The organism is Devosia sp. Root105 (assembly GCF_001424865.1).
Lineage (GTDB): Bacteria > Pseudomonadota > Alphaproteobacteria > Rhizobiales > Devosiaceae > Devosia_A.
This window is the reverse complement of sequence record NZ_LMCR01000001.1, coordinates 1,132,687-1,147,598: the sequence shown is the minus strand read 5'-3', so window position 1 is coordinate 1,147,598 and position 14,912 is coordinate 1,132,687. Positions and strand designations below refer to the sequence as shown.

The following is a 14,912-nucleotide window of genomic DNA, read 5'->3' as shown; positions in this document are numbered from 1 at the left end:
GGGACTGTTGCGCAGTTGGCGAGGGCTGGTGGTTTGGGCCGCAGGCGTAGCCCTGAGGGGGCGGTTCTGGCGGCTTTTGCTGAGTAGGATTGGTAAGTGCGGTGGTTTAGGCTGCCACCGGACGCAGCTAGGCCGTGATGGCGGCCCAACGCCTGAGATTGAAGGCGATGGCGCACAGGGTGATCTGGGCACTGGCCTTGAGTAGTCCAACGTAGCGGATGCGAGTGAGCTTCATGCGGTTCTTGAGCGTGGCGAAGGTGGTCTCGACCGCAGCGCGTCGCCGCGCGATCAGTCGGTTGTAGTGCTTGAGCCGGGGACTGAGCTCGGGATGGTGGCGGTTGGCCCGGCGCGCCAGCCTGGGCTTGATGCCACGCGCCTTGAGCGAGGCCTGACGCTCATGGGTATGGTAGGCCGCATCAGCCCACACAACCTTCTCGTCTCCGCGGATCAACAGATCGGCCGGAGTCGTGTCGTTGATGTTGGCCGGCGTGGTCAGCACCGAGCGGATGAAGCCACCCGGCCCCTCGTCCACCCCGACATGCGCCTTGTAGCCGAACGTCGAACCGGGCTTGCCGGTGCGCTTGGCAAAGCCCGCATCGGGGTCCAGCGACTGCCGGTCTCCACTGCTCGGACGGCTCACCGTCTCGATCACCGTGGCATCCAGCATCGTGCCACGCTTCAGCATCACCCCAGCCGCCTCAAGCTGCTTGTCCAGTTCGGCGAACAGCTTCTCGTACAGCCCATGCTCCACCAGTTCGTTGCGGAACCGGTTGAGCACGCTGTGGTCCGGCACGCTCTCCTCGTAGCTCAGCCCCACGAAGCGCCGGAAGCTCAACCGGTCGGCGAGCGCCGCCTCCAGTTCCCGCTCGCTCAACCCATGCAGCGCCCCGACCAGCAGGGCCTTGAACAGAACCAGCGGCGGCCACGCCGCCCGACCCGCCCCGCCATCCCGCAGGCCAGCAAGCTGCTTGTCGAACCGGTACCACCGTACCAGCCGAGACAACCGATCCAGCGGACCATCACCCGAACCGGCAAGAACTGCATCGGCAAAACCCAACTGCCCTGTCCGCTTGATCGCCATCGGTCATCAACTCCGCTCTCCATAGTCACGGAATCACACCTGCAGAATTATGCAACAGGCCCCTNAAACCCAACTGCCCTGTCCGCTTGATCGCCATCGGTCATCAACTCCGCTCTCCATAGTCACGGAATCACACCTGCAGAATTATGCAACAGGCCCCTCAGGGGAGAGGGGACGCCCCCTGCCCACGCCTCACCCCAACCCAACTATCGTCCTGCTTGAGCCAACCCGCTCGATATGCTCACTGGCCACCCAATGCCCTCCCACGTCATCCACATCCCCTCGTTCCGCCATTTCCTCTCGTCACGGGCGCTGTCTTCGGTGGCGTTCCAGGGTTCGGCGGTGGCGATCGGCTGGCTGATCTACGATCGCACCCGCAACCCGTTCGACCTCGGGCTGGTCGGGTTGTTCCAGTTCCTGCCGATGCTGGTGCTGACCTTCCTGGCCGGTCACGTCGCCGACCAGTTCGACCGCCGCCAGATTGGCCTCGTCTGCCAGGTGATCGAGGCCATCACCATGGGCTTCATCGCGCTCGGCATCTGGCAGGGCTGGCTGCCGACCTGGGGCGTCTTTGCCGCGGTGACCGTGCTCGGCGCCGCGCAGGCCTTCGAGCGGCCCAGTATGGCGGCGTTGCTGCCGGGGATCGTCCCCACCGCGCAATTGCAGAGCGCCGTCGCCACCTCGACCTCGGTGATGCAGACCGCGCTGATCATCGGCCCGGCGCTCGGCGGCATTCTCTATGGTTTCGGCGATGTGGTGCCGTTCCTGGCCTCAGGCGTCTTGTTCCTCGTCGCCAGCTACAACGTCTTGAAGATCGACAAGCCCGCCACTCTCCCCGCCCGTGCCCCGATGACCTTCGAGTCGGTGTTCGCCGGGGTGGTGTTCATCAAGAGCAAACCGGTGATGCTGGGCTCGATCTCGCTCGATCTGTTCGCCGTGCTGCTCGGCGGCGCCACCGCCATGCTGCCGGTCTATGCCCGCGACATCCTCCATGCCGGCCCCTGGGCCCTCGGCTTTCTCCGCATGGCGCCAGCCATCGGCGCCGTAGTGATATCGCTGCTGCTCGCCCGCTTCCCACTGCAGCACCGGGTCGGCATCAAGATGCTGTGGGCGGTCGCCATCTTCGGGGCCGCGACCATCGTCTTCGCCTATTCGACCAATATCGTGCTCTCGGTGGTGATGCTGATCATCCTCGGTGCTTCCGACACGGTGAGCGTCGTGGTGCGGAGCTCGCTGGTCCAGCTCCTCACCCCCGACCACATGCGTGGCCGGGTCAACGCGGTGAACTCGCTGTTCATCGGCACCTCGAACCAGCTCGGCGAGTTCCGCGCCGGCGTCTTCGCCGGCTTCATGGGTCCGGTCGCCGCGGTCGCCTTCGGCGGTATCGGCACCCTCGCAGTGGTGCTGCTCTGGTCCCGCCTGTTCCCGGCCTTGCGCAAAGTCGACACGCTCAGCGGCTGAACCTCGGTTCGAAAAGCGCGGCCAGCCACACTTGTCGTACCAGCCGGTTTGCATCCGCCAAGCGGCGATATATGCTGCTCCGTACCCGTTTGTCGGCGGGGCAGAGGGGGGCCAACTCATGACAGATCTGCTGCCGGTTGGCCGCGCCCGCGGCAGCCTGGTCAAACAGGTCAGCGAGGAGTTGCGCGCCGAAATCGCCTCCGGCCGTTTCAGTGTCGGCGACAAGCTGCCGTCGCAATCGCACCTCACCGAGCGCTTCGCCGTCAGCCGTACGGTGGTGCGCGAAGCGGTGGCCAGTCTGCAGGCCGACGGCATCGTCGAGTCCCACCAGGGGGCGGGCGTTTTTGTCACCGCCCGCACCGCGCCCGCCGCCTTCGCCTTCCAGAGCATCGATCCGGCCCGGATTTCCTCGATCCTCGAAACCCTTGAGCTGCGCGCCGCAGTCGAGATCGAGGCCGCCGGGCTCGCGGCGCTGCGCCGCTCGCCGCAGCAGGAAGAAGAGATCTTCCGCACCCATAATGTAGTGGCGGCGCAGATCGCTCGCGGCGAGCGCTCCAATGAGGCGGATTTCGCCTTCCACCGCGCCATCGCCGCCGCCACCAATAACCCGCGCTTCGCGGAATTCCTCGACCTGCTGGGCCAGGCCGCCATCCCCCGCTTTGCCATCCAGACCAATGGCGCCGAGGCGGTGCGCGCCTCCTATCTCGACCGCATCCTCGACGAGCATCGCCAGATCGCCCAGGCTGTCGCCAATGCCGATGAAGCCGCGGCGCGCGAGGCGATGCGCAAGCACCTCAAGGGCAGCCAGCAGCGCTATCGCGCGCTGATCCAGGCCAATACGCCATAGCTTGTCATATGACTCTGCAGCCCTTTCACCGCACAGCGCGACACGGGACAGGACGTCGCCCCTCCAGCCCTGAAGACCATGCCTGACCCCGGAGTCTCCCGATGACCACAAACATCCCTGCCGCCGGCCCCCTCGCCGGACTGGCCCCCGGAGCGGCGACCACCGACCGCATCGCCTGGATAAAGCTGTCGCTCATCCTGTTGCCGCTGAAGGCGCCGATCAGTGACGCCAAGGTGCTGACCGGTCGGCAGAAGCCGCTGACCGAAGTGGCGATGCTGTTTGCCGAGATCGAGAGCGAGCGCGGCCACCACGGCATCGGCTTTTCCTACTCAAAGCGCGCCGGCGGCTTTGGCCTTTTCGCCCATGCCCGAGAGATTGCGCCCAACCTGATCGGCGAAGATCCCAACGACATCGCCCGGCTATGGGACAAGCTGGTCTGGGCCGGCGCCTCGGTCGGCCGCAGCGGGCTCGCGACGCAGGCCATCGCCGCCTTCGACGTGGCGCTCTGGGATATGAAGGCCAAGCGCGCCGGCCTGCCACTGGCCAAGCTCCTCGGAGCACGCCGCGACTCGGTGCGCTGCTACAATACCTCGGGTGGGTTCCTCTCCACCCCGGTCGAACAACTGGTAGAAAACTGCGAAGCCTCGATCGCCGCCGGCATCGGTGGGCTGAAGATCAAAGTCGGCCAGCCCGACCCGATGGCCGACCTCGCCCGGCTCGATGCGGTGCGCAAGGTCGTCGGCGACCGCGTGCCGCTGATGGTCGATGCCAACCAGCAATGGGATCGTCCGACCGCCGAGCGTGTCGGGCGGGCGCTCGAAGAGTTCAACCTGGTCTGGATCGAAGAGCCGCTCGATGCCTACGACGTCGAGGGCCATGCCCGGCTTGCGGCACAACTGGTGACGCCGATCGCCTCGGGCGAGATGCTGACCAGCGTTGCCGAGCATCTCAATCTGATCCAGCACGACGCCGTGGATTTCATCCAGCCCGACGCGCCGCGGGTCGGCGGCATCACGCAGTTCCTGAAGATCGCCACCATCGCCGAGCAGAAATATCTCAAGATGGCGCCGCACTTCGCCATGGAGATCCACCTGCATCTCGCGGCCGCCTATGCCCACGACACCTGGGTCGAACATTTCGACTGGCTCGACCCGCTGTTCAACGAGCATCTCGAGATCAAGGACGGCCGCATGCTCGTCTCCGACCGCCCCGGCCTCGGGTTTACGCTGAGTGAGCAGGCCGTAGCGTGGACGGTGGACAGCGCCGAAGTCGGCAAGCGGCGGTAGTAGCCCCCTAGATCACCCCGCGCCGGATCGCCTCGGCCACCGCCTGCACGCGGTTGGAGGCGTTGAGCTTGGTGGTGATCTCCTGCACCTTGCGCTTCACCGTGATCTCGGTGAGCGCCAGTTCGCTGGCGATATCCTGCGAGCGGCCGCCATCGGCGAGCAGCCGCAGCATCCGCACCTCCTGCGGTGTCAGCCCGCTGTCACGCTGGATCTGCTGCGCCGCCACCCGGCGGTACTCTTCCATCATGGTTGGGATCAGCTCAGGCGACAGCATGCGCTCGCCGGCATGGATCGAGCGGATCGCCTGCGCCAGCGTCTCGTAGGAGTTGGTCTTTAACAGGTATGCGTCCGCTCCCGCCTCCAGCGCCCCGACCAGGTACTGCCGATCGTCATAGGTCGAGAGGATGATGCAGCGCGGCGCATCCGGGCGCGCCTTGATCAGCCGCACCAGTTGGATGCCATCCATGGTGCCGAGCCGGATATCGATGGTGACCACATCGGGCTTGCGTTTGCCGAGTTCGGTGAGCGCGTCCGTGGCATTGCCCGCCTCGGCGACGACGTGCATGTCGTCCTCGCCTTCCAGCAGGCTCCTGACGCCCCGGCGGAAGATCTCATGATCGTCGACGATCATCACCTTAATGCGCGGTTGCACCACTTGGCACTCCAATGACGATGTTGGTTCCGAGGCCGGGACTGCTGTCGATGGTAACTTCGCCGCCGACCGCGCTGGCCCGCTCCCGGATCCCCACCAGCCCCAGACCATTCTCCGCCGCGTCGATGGTGAAGCCGCGGCCGTCGTCGCGGATCGACACCTCGAGCCAGGTCTCGCTGAAGCTGAGCACCAGCCCGAACGAGCGCGCTCCGGCATGCCGCACGGCGTTCTGGCAGGCTTCCTGGACGATCCGGTAGACCGCGAGGTCAGCTTCTGGCCCGAGCGTGAACGGTGTGCCGTCGATGCGGATATCGGTGGCGATCGGCACGCTGGCCGGCAGCGAGGCGAGATAGTTCTCGAGCGCCGGGATCAGGCCGAGCTCGTCGAGCACGGTGGGGCGCAGCGCGTAGATGATCTGCTTCATCTCGCGCAAAGTGGAATCGAGCAGCCGCTGGCACTGCGTCAGGCGCTGGTCGAGATCGGGGCTGTCGCCGACCCGGCGGCGCAACGCCTGCAGTTCGTAGGTCGAGGCGAGGATCGACTGCGCCACGCTGTCATGCAGGTCATAGGCGATGCGCCGGCGCTCCTCTTCCTGCACCCCGACCAGCCGGCGCAGCAGCGCCTGCAGTTCGCGCGCCTTGCGCTCGATCTCGTCACGCGCGTCGCGCAGCTGCGCGGTGCGGTCGGCGACCTTCTGCTCGAGCACTTCGCTCAGCTCTTTCACCCGGGCGAACAGCCTGGCATTGCCGATCGCTACCACCGCCTGGTCGGCAAAGGTACGGACGATCCGGCCATGCTCGGTGTTGTAGAAATCGGGCTCCGGCCAATCAATGCAGAGCCACCCAAGGCATTCGTCGCCCAAGACCAGCGGGGCGCTGCACCACGAACGCACCTGTTCGGTGCCGGGCTGCCACACCCAATCGGCCTCGCGCGTCACGTCGCCGATGATCAGCGTGCGATGGTCGCGCATTACCGGTTCGCTGAGCGGCGCGTCCTCCTGCCGGAACGCTACGCGGCGCACCAGTTCGTCATCCGGATAGCCTCTGGCGGCGACCACCCGCATCATCCCGTCGTCGCCGCGCAGCGTCACCCGGCAGCCGCGATGCGGCACCACCCGGCGCAACTCCTGCAGCACCGCTTCCAGCACATGGGAGGAATCGAGGCTCGAGGAAATGATCCGCGACACATCGGCCAGCGTATCGGCCAGTTCACGTTCCTGCCGCTCTGCGGCAAACAGCCGGTTCTGCTCGATCGCCGGGGCGATCTGGTCGGCGATGGTCTGCAACAGGATCACGTCGTCGCGCCGGAACGCATCGCGGCGGTCGCTCTGGATATCAAGTACGCCGACCACCCGTGCTCCCAGCCGCAGCGGCAGCGCCAGTTCCGATGCGGTGTTGGGCAGCATGGCATGCGAGACGAAATGGTTGTCGAGCGTCACGTCGGCCGACATCCGCGTCCGCCCGGTCTCAGCCACCCGGCCGATAATGCCGCGGCCGATCGCCTCGCTGAACCCCGCCGTCATCAACTGCGGCGCGAACGGGCCGCTGGCATGGATCAGCTCGATCCGCCCGGATGCCTCGTTGGTCAGCAGCAGCTGGATATGCTCGTAGCCAAGCGAGCGGTGGATCAGCCGGGTGATCTCTTCGAACAGCTCGCCCCGGTCGTGGATCGAGGTCACCTGCTGCCCCAGCCGGTGCACCAGCGACAGGTGACTGCGGATATGTTCCATCTGCGCGGCCAGCGCATTGCCTTCGAGCAGGCCGCTGAGATCGTCGGCCACCAGCTTGACCAGGTCGATGCGGCGCGCCGAACCGCGCTCGGCCAGTGGGAAACCCAGAACCACGTGCCCTTGCGGCGCATCCCGCCCGGCGACCACTGCCCCCTCGACCGCATAACCCTGGCTGGCGGCGCGATTGGTGACATGCACCGGAAAACTCAGCGCCTCGCCACGGCGCACCCTGAGCTCGCCCAGCTGCCGGTGGATCGACGGCGGGATCTCGCCTGCCACCAGTACCTGCAGTCCACGCTCGCCGGTGACCAGCAACGCCGCCCAGCGGGCCCCGGTCACAACCAGCGAACGATCGAGCCGCTCGATCAGCCGGCCCTTCTCGGCCGGGTCGATATCGGTGGTGAGCAGGTGCTTCAGACGCAGCGACTGCATGCCGTCATCGTCGTCGCGATAGAGCGGGCGGGCGAGCGGCGCGCCGCTGTCAATGGTCGAGTCGCCCGCCGAAAAACCCATCGCCCTCAAACCCTGAACAAGCGTTTTTCCGAGCTGGCAGCATCGCGGAGACCTGCTCCGTCGAGCCGCCTGCCATGTCCGGAGGGACCGATCATTCGCCCCTCCTGATAGACAGTCAACCCGCGGCTGATCGTTCTTTGGACACTGCCTACGAAGTGAGCACCGACATAGGCGCTGTGCGGGTTGCGATAGAACAGATCCCTGGCCTCAGGGGTGAACTCGGCTTCCGGATCGACCAGCACCAGGTCGGCATCGGCGCCTGCCAGGAGCCGCCCCTTCCGATCGTCAAAGCCGAACAGCCGGGCCGGACCGGTTGCCGTCATCCGCACCAGTTCGCTGAGCTTCAGGCCACGCCGCCGCACCCCCTCGGTGAGCAGCACCGGCAGAGTCGACTGCAGCCCGGAGATGCCGCCCCAGGCGGCATAGATATCGTCGTCGCCGGCAGCTTTTTCTTCCCAGAGGCACGGCGAATGGTCGGACGCGATGACGTCGATCTCTCCTGCCAGCACCCGGTCCCACAGCATGTCGCGCTCATCGGGCGAGCGCAGCGGTGGCGCGCATTTGGCCACCGGCCCGAGCCGCACCAGGTCGTCGACATCGAAGAACAGGTAATGCGGACAGGTCTCCGCCGTCACCTTTACGCCGCGCGCCTTGGCGGCGCTGATCCGGTCGATGCCGGCAGCGCACGAAACATGGACGATATGCAGCCGCGCCCCCGTTGCCTCGGCCAACGCGATCGCCTCGTCGATCGCCGCGAGTTCCGCTTCGATCGGTCGCCCCTCGCCCCAGGCGAGGCGATCGCGCCGTCCGCTGGCGCGGAGGGCCGCCGTGAGCTCGAGCGTCATCGCCTCGTCCTCGGCATGCACCGCGAGGAACGAGCCGAACCGGGCGATTTGTTCCATGCCGGCTTTGAGGATGCGGCGGTCGGAGCGGGCGAAATCGGTCGCCGTCACCATGAAGGCCTTGTAGCCCACCACCCCGCCGCGCTGCAGCTCGGCGAGGTGCATGAGGTTGTCGTCGACCAGCCCGCCCCATAACGCATAGTCGACATGGCTGACCGCCGCCGCCGCCTGTTTCAGCGCCAGCGAGGCCGTGTCGGTGGTCGGCGGATGGGCGTTGAGCGGCATTTCGACGAAGCTGGTGATGCCGCCGGCCGCTGCCGCCTGGCTACCGGTCTCGAACCCTTCCCAATGTCCGCGTCCGGGCTCGGAGAAATGCACATGCGCATCGACGAGGCCGGGCAGAAGCAGCAGCCCGGTCGCATCGATGCTTTGGCTGGCCGGTCGTTCCGGGTTGCCGGTGACGACTTCGGCGATGCGTTCGCCCGCAATGACGATGCCACCGACGAACGTCTGTTCGTCGGTGGCGAGCGTCGCATTGCGGATATAGAGATCGGGAACCGGCATCAGTCGAGACCGATCATCCGGGCCGGGTTGATCGCCGTCATGGTCTGCACTTCCTCCACCGAAAAACCAAAATACAGCAGCATCGAAATCATCATCCGCATGCCTTCGATCGGTGAGGGTAGCACGCGCACGCCGTAATCGGTGGCGAGCACGAACTGCTCCGGCCCGACATCGCGGATGCCCTGCAGCCAGCTCATCGCCCGGCCGTGCACCAGGGAGCCCATGTCCATCAGTTCACGCTCTACATAATAGTGCGTCTGCGGCATCCACGGCCCGCCGAAATCCACGGCGCAAGCTTCGAGGAAGAAGCCCTTGCGGGCAATCTCCTTCTGCTGCTCGACGCTGAGCAGCTGACGCGCCGGATGCGCCACCAGCACTTTTTTGATCCCGTGTTGCTCAGCCAGTTCGATGATCCGCAGCACCTCCGGTCCCGAAACGTGGCCGGTGTTGAGGTAGACCTCGGGCCGCTCGGCCACCATGTCGAGGATCTCTTTGAGCTCGTCCTGGATCGGCCCTTCCGTCGGGATGCGGACGGCGCGGCTCAGTTCCTTTTCGGCAAAACCAGGGATCGCGTCCTTGAACGGCACCAGCTTGCCATCGACCAGCGTCGATTCGGTTGAGGCCGAATGATAGGTGCAGTGCGAGCCGAAGCTGATCATCCGGCAGCCATCGCCGAGGTTCAGTGCGGTGCGCACGGCGCGCGGGTTGAGCCCGCCATGCGACGAGTTCATCAGGTAGCCGCCGAAGGTGCGGAAATCCTTCATGTAGCGGTTGACCATCCAGGCCGTGCCGGAGGCCCAGCCGAACACGTCGTAGTAGAGGATGGTGCGCATGCCGGCGGCGCGCGCCATCTCCGCCACCTGGATCGGGTCGAAATGCCCGGGGTTGGAGCGCAGCACCGGACCGGCATGCACATGGCTGTCGATGGCGCCGACCAAGAGCTCCTCGGGCAGTTCCATGGTTCGGTTGTAGAAGGGTTCGTAGGTCGCCATGAGCTGTCCTCAGATCGGGTCGAGGCCGATGAGGCGCGCCGGATTGTGCGCCGTCATGGTGCGGATTTCTTCGGGGGTGAACTCGTAGTCGAGCAGCGTCGTGATCATCGTGCGCATGCCCTGCACCGGGCTCGAGGCGGCGCGGATGCCGTAATCGGTGCCCAAGACGAAATGCTCCGGACCCACCTCGCGGATATCGCTCATCCACTGCGTCGCGGTGCGCCTGAGCCGCGGCAGGTCGCCCGAGCGGTCCATGTACTTCTTTTCGACGTAGTAATGGGTACGCGGCGCGTGCGGGTAGAGCCAGTCGACGAGGCACCCTTCGAGGAAGAAGCCGCGGCGCGCCGCATCCTTCTGCTGCTCGATACTGAGCTGCTGGCGCGCCGGATGGGCGATCAGCACCTTGTGGATACCGAACTCCTCGGCAAGGTCGAGGATGCGCAGCACCTCCGGCCCCGACACATGGCCGGTGTTGAGATAGACATCCGGATGGTCGGCGACCATCTGCAGGATCTCGGCCAGATCATCGGAGATCGGCCCCTCCTCCGGGATGCGGATGGCGCGGCTGAGCTCCTCCTTGACGAACTCCGGATAGGCATCCTTGAACGGCACCAGTTGCCCGTCGATGATCGTCGACTCCCGGCTGGCCGAGAAATAGGTGCAGTGCGAGCCGAAGCTGATGAACCGGCACCCTTCCTCCATATAGAGCGCCGTGCGCACCGAGCGCGGGTTGAGCCCGCCATGCGCCGAGTTCATCAGGTAGCCGCCGAAGGTCTTGATCCCCGGCACATGCCGGTTGACCATCCAGGCCGTTCCCGAGGCCCAGCCGAACACGTCATAGTAGACGATGGCGCGCATGCCGGCCTCGCGCGCTTCGATGGCCACTTCGAATGGATCCTGGTGCCCCGGATTGGAGCGCAGCACTGGTCCGGCATGGACGTGGCTATCGATGGCGCCGACGAGGAGCTCGGAGGGCAGTTCCATCGACCGTTCGTAGAAGGACTCACTGATAGTCATGATGCCGCTTTCTGATCGACTTGGTTGGCAGTCTGGTTTGACAGGTGGATAGGAGTTTCGCCGCTGAGCCAGCAGGCGGCACGATGGCCGCCGCCCAGTTCGGTTACGGGAGGGGCGGTGTGGCAACGCTCATGCGCCAGGGGACAGCGGGCGCGCACCGGGCATTCGCCCGGCTTCACCTCGCCGAGCACCTGTTCGCCGCGCATGGCGATCCCGTCGTCCGGTTTGGGTTTGATCCGCGGCGCCGCGCCGAGCAGCGCGCGCGTATAGGGGTGCGAGGGCGCCGAGAACACCGCATCGGCCGGCCCTTCCTCGACGATGACGCCCAGATACATCACCATGACCCGGCTGCAGATGTAGCGCACCACCGCCACGTCGTGGCTGATGAACAGCATCGACGTACCGACCGCCACCTGCAGGTCCTTCAGCGTACGCAGCACCTGCGCCTGCACCGAGACGTCGAGCGCCGAGGTCGGCTCGTCCAGCACGATCACTTGCGGCTCGCAGGCCAGCGCCCGCATGATGGCGACGCGCTGCCGCTCGCCACCCGACAGTTGGTGTGGGTAGCGCTCGAGCGCTTCTTCGCGGAGGCCGACGAGCGTTGCGAGCTCGATCAGCCGGGCCCGCTCGCCCTGGCGCGACACGGTGTGGAAGTTGCGCAGCGCCTGGGTGACGAAAGTCGCGACCGTCATTCGCGGGTTGAGGCAGGTCTCGGGGCGCTGGAAGACGATCTGCACGTTCTTCCTGAAACGGCGCTTGGCGTCACCGCGCAGCGCCGAGAAATTGGTGGCGTTGACGACGATCTCTCCAGCGTCGGCCGATTGCAGCCCGACGACGCAGCGGCCCAGCGTGGTCTTGCCGCAGCCGCTCTCGCCGATCAGCCCGACCACCTCGCCGGCCTCGATGCCGAACGACACGCCGCGCACCCCGACCGGCATGGCCTCGGGGGCCGCCGGATTGTGAAACAGCTTGGTCAGCTCCCTTACGCTGAGTACCGGAGCGCTCATGCTGCTTCTCCCTCATAGAGCACGCAATGCACCTGGTGTTCGCCGCGCGCGATGGCCGGCGGCAGCCCAGCCTCGCATTGCGGCCGCACATGCGGGCAGCGATGCGAAAACCGGCAGCGCACGATATCGCTGCGTCCGCCCCAGACGCTGCCCTTGAGCGGCACCAGTTCGTGCGGCTCGTCGACATCCGGCACCGCCGCGATCAGCCCTTGCGTATAGGGATGGAGCGGCGTGGCGAAGATCGAGCGCAGCGCGCCCTCCTCCACCACCTGCCCGGCATGCATGATGGTGAGGCCCGAGCAATATTCCGACACCAGCGACAGGTTGTGCGCGATCAAGACGATCGCCATGTCGCGCTCCCGGCAGATGCGGGCGAGAAAGCGCAGCAGCTCGCGTTCGGTGGTGACGTCGAGCGCAGTGGTCGGCTCGTCCGCGATCAGTAGCGCCGGGTTGGTGGCCATGGCGCAGGCCATGGCGACGCGCTGCGCCTGCCCACCGCTGATCTGGTGCGGGTATTTTTCGCCGAGGTCGCCGAAATTCAGCCCGACCAGCCGGAACAGCTCGGCGATCTCCTTCGGCCGCGCCTGTTTCGGCACTTGCCGCTGCGCCAGCACCCGCTCGACCTGCCGGCCGGCGGTGAGGAACGGGCTCAGCGCGCCCTTGGCATTCTGGAACAGCAGTGACACGCCATGCGAGAGGTTGCCGCGCAGCCCCTTCTGGTCGGTTGCGGCAAGCCGCTTGCCGCCGAAGCTGACCTCGCCGCTCCTGACCAGCAATCCCGGCGCGGCAAGGCCGACGCTCGCCATCATCGAGATCGACTTGCCCGAGCCGCTCTCGCCGACGAGGCCGTAAATCTGCCCGCGCTCGACCGCGAGGTTCATGTCCTCGACGATGCGCCGGGTGACGCCACCGCGCCTGGTATCGATCGACAGGTTCTGGACTTCGAACAGTTTCTCGCCCATCACTCGCTCCCCCGGCGCGGGTCGAGGCGGGCCTCGAGCGCATCGCCCATCAGGTTGAGGCTGAAGATCGTGGTGGCGAGGACGAGGCCGGGGCAGATGCTCATCCACCAGGCGCCCTGCACCAGGTAGTTGGTGCCTTCGGCCACCATGACGCCGAGATCGGGCGTCGGCGGGCGGATACCGATACCGAGGAATGACAGCACCGCGACATTGCCCACCGCTGCCGCGAGGTTGAGGCTGCCATGGATGACGATCGGGTTGACCGTGTTGGGCAGGAGATGCCGGAACAGGATCGAGGTTTCGCTCGCCCCCGAGCAGCGCGCCGCATCGATATACTCGAGGCTTTTCTTACTGAGCGTCTGCCCGCGGATCACCCGGGCATAGAGCGGGATATTGATCAGCACCGTGACGATGACGATGCTCTCGACGCCGGGCCCGAGCACCAGCACCAGGATCATGGCGACGAGGATCAGCGGGAACGACTGGATGATATCGACGGCGCGCATCACCAGGTCATCGAACCAGCCGCCGACATAGCCGCAGATCAGCCCGATCAGCGAGCCGATGACGATGGCGCCGCTCACCCCAACCCCGGCGACGATGAAATCGATCCGGAGCGAAGTGATGGTGCGCGAGAATACGTCGCGGCCGAAATGATCGGTGCCCAGCCAATGCGTCGGCGAGGGCGGCAGCAGCACGTCGGGTGTGGTGAGGATCGGGTCGTGGGTGACGAGGAACGGCCCGAACAGCGCCGTCAGCAGCAGGATGGCGAGCAGCACCACCCCGACGACGCCGAGCGGGTCGCCACCAAAGGCGCCGAAATAGAGCTTCCGCCAGCTGAGGCTCGGTCGGGGGCGGGATGCCGTCAGCGGCACGATGCGATCACCTTGCATATTCATGCCGGATCCGGGGGTCGATGAGGGCATAGGAGAGGTCGACCAGCAGGTTGGTGATGGCGACGCTGGAAGCGATCAGCAGGATGCAGGTCGAAACCGGCGCCATGTCGGAGGTGGTGATGGCGGTGACGGCGTAACGGCCGATCCCCGGCCAGGCGAACACCGTCTCGACGATAGCAGCGCCGGCCAGCACGTTGGCGACGACGAAACCGAGCGTGGTGACGATCGGCACCAGCGCACCGCGGAACGCATCGCCCAGCACCACCTGGCGTGACCTCAGCCCCAGCGCCCGGCCGAAGGTGACGTAATCTTCGCCCAGCGACTCGCCCATGGCCGAGCGGGTAATGCGCGCCAGCGGCGAGATCACGCCCAGACCCAGCACCAGCGCCGGCAGCATCAGCTGGCGCAGCGCGGCCCACGCGATATCGGGCTTGCCGGCCAGCAGCGCATCGATGGTGAGGAACCCGGTAACCGGCGGCGGCGAGACGAACATCGGCGACAGCCGGCCGATCGGCGACGGCACCAGCCTCCACTGGAAATATAAGAGGAAGATCAGCACCACGCCGAGCCAGAACGCCGGCACCGACTGGATGGCGATATTGACCACCCGCACCAGGTGGTCGGTGGGGTTGCCGCGTCGGACGGCAGCGAGCAACCCGAGCGGGATGCCGACCAGCACGCCGAAGGCGATGCCGAAACTCGCCAGCTCGAGCGTTGCCGGGATGCGCTGCGCCAGATCCTGCCCGACGCTGTTGCCGGTGCCGAAGGAACGGCCGAACTCGCCGCGGAACACCGACTCCATATAGCGCGCATATTGCACCACCAGCGGCTGATCGAGCCCCATCTGGCGCCGCATCTCGGCCCGCTGCTCGTTGGTGATGTCGGGGTAGCGACTGGTCACCGGATCGGACGGCAACAGGTACGCCATCGAGAAGGCCACGGCGCTGATACCGAACAGCACGACGAGGCCGATCAGGAGGCGTCTGAACACATAGAGGAGGATCGGTGGGAGGCGCATGGTGGTCACCGGATGGTCGGAAGAGGCCGTCCCGGCTGGGGCCGG

13 protein-coding genes are annotated in these 14,912 nt (G+C 66.2%); 3 read left to right on the top strand and 10 right to left on the bottom strand.

All coding sequences use genetic code 11. The features are described 5' to 3' along the window. Positions 1 to 127 precede the first annotated feature (127 nt). Complete coding sequence (locus ASC68_RS05455; RefSeq protein WP_055875837.1) at positions 128 to 1,081, bottom strand: IS5 family transposase; 954 nt, start codon at positions 1,079 to 1,081, stop codon at positions 128 to 130. Positions 1,082 to 1,336: 255 nt separating this feature from the next. Between ASC68_RS05455 and ASC68_RS05450 the strand changes: the two genes are divergently transcribed. The 3 genes from ASC68_RS05450 (at position 1,337) to ASC68_RS05440 (ending at position 4,675) form a co-directional block, all read left to right on the top strand. Continuing rightward, positions 1,337 to 2,542, top strand: a complete 1,206-nt coding sequence (locus ASC68_RS05450; RefSeq protein WP_197421052.1) for an MFS transporter — start codon at positions 1,337 to 1,339, stop codon at positions 2,540 to 2,542. A 118-nt stretch (positions 2,543 to 2,660) separates the two neighbouring features. After that, positions 2,661 to 3,389: a FadR/GntR family transcriptional regulator gene (locus tag ASC68_RS05445; protein WP_055875830.1), complete on the top strand. Its 729-nt coding sequence runs from the start codon at positions 2,661 to 2,663 to the stop codon at positions 3,387 to 3,389. Positions 3,390 to 3,490: 101 nt separating this feature from the next. Next, on the top strand, positions 3,491 to 4,675 hold the full coding sequence (locus tag ASC68_RS05440; protein WP_055875828.1) for a mandelate racemase/muconate lactonizing enzyme family protein: 1,185 nt from the start codon (positions 3,491 to 3,493) through the stop codon (positions 4,673 to 4,675). 7 nt (positions 4,676 to 4,682) lie between these two features. Here ASC68_RS05440 and ASC68_RS05435 read toward each other — a convergent pair whose 3' ends face one another. From ASC68_RS05435 to ASC68_RS05395, 9 genes are read right to left on the bottom strand one after another with little or no spacing between them, the layout of a single operon-like run. Continuing rightward, positions 4,683 to 5,327 (bottom strand): response regulator transcription factor, encoded by a 645-nt coding sequence (locus ASC68_RS05435; RefSeq protein WP_162248000.1) that lies wholly within the window; start codon positions 5,325 to 5,327, stop codon positions 4,683 to 4,685. Continuing rightward, positions 5,311 to 7,569, bottom strand: coding sequence for a GAF domain-containing sensor histidine kinase (locus ASC68_RS05430; protein WP_055875822.1), 2,259 nt, complete (start codon positions 7,567 to 7,569; stop codon positions 5,311 to 5,313). Before ASC68_RS05430 ends, ASC68_RS05435 begins: the two co-directional genes overlap by 17 nt. Before the next feature lie 5 nt (positions 7,570 to 7,574). Continuing rightward, a complete protein-coding gene (allB, locus tag ASC68_RS05425; RefSeq protein WP_055875820.1) occupies positions 7,575 to 8,975 on the bottom strand; it encodes an allantoinase AllB in 1,401 nt (466 codons plus the stop codon). Then, positions 8,975 to 9,967, bottom strand: coding sequence for a DUF6282 family protein (locus ASC68_RS05420; RefSeq protein WP_055875817.1), 993 nt, complete (start codon positions 9,965 to 9,967; stop codon positions 8,975 to 8,977). Before ASC68_RS05420 ends, allB begins: the two co-directional genes overlap by 1 nt. Positions 9,968 to 9,976: 9 nt before the next feature. Further along, complete coding sequence (locus tag ASC68_RS05415) at positions 9,977 to 10,984, bottom strand: DUF6282 family protein (protein WP_055875815.1); 1,008 nt, start codon at positions 10,982 to 10,984, stop codon at positions 9,977 to 9,979. Then, positions 10,981 to 11,991, bottom strand: a complete 1,011-nt coding sequence (locus ASC68_RS05410) for an oligopeptide/dipeptide ABC transporter ATP-binding protein (RefSeq protein WP_055875812.1) — start codon at positions 11,989 to 11,991, stop codon at positions 10,981 to 10,983. The genes ASC68_RS05415 and ASC68_RS05410 overlap by 4 nt, the downstream gene beginning before the upstream one ends. Then, positions 11,988 to 12,953, bottom strand: a complete 966-nt coding sequence (locus ASC68_RS05405; RefSeq protein ID WP_055875809.1) for an ABC transporter ATP-binding protein — start codon at positions 12,951 to 12,953, stop codon at positions 11,988 to 11,990. Before ASC68_RS05405 ends, ASC68_RS05410 begins: the two co-directional genes overlap by 4 nt. Continuing rightward, entirely contained in the window at positions 12,953 to 13,852 is a 900-nt protein-coding gene (locus ASC68_RS05400) for an ABC transporter permease (protein WP_248310490.1), read from the bottom strand. The genes ASC68_RS05405 and ASC68_RS05400 overlap by 1 nt, the downstream gene beginning before the upstream one ends. Next, on the bottom strand, positions 13,836 to 14,867 hold the full coding sequence (locus ASC68_RS05395) for an ABC transporter permease (RefSeq protein WP_055876054.1): 1,032 nt from the start codon (positions 14,865 to 14,867) through the stop codon (positions 13,836 to 13,838). Before ASC68_RS05395 ends, ASC68_RS05400 begins: the two co-directional genes overlap by 17 nt. Positions 14,868 to 14,912 lie beyond the last annotated feature (45 nt).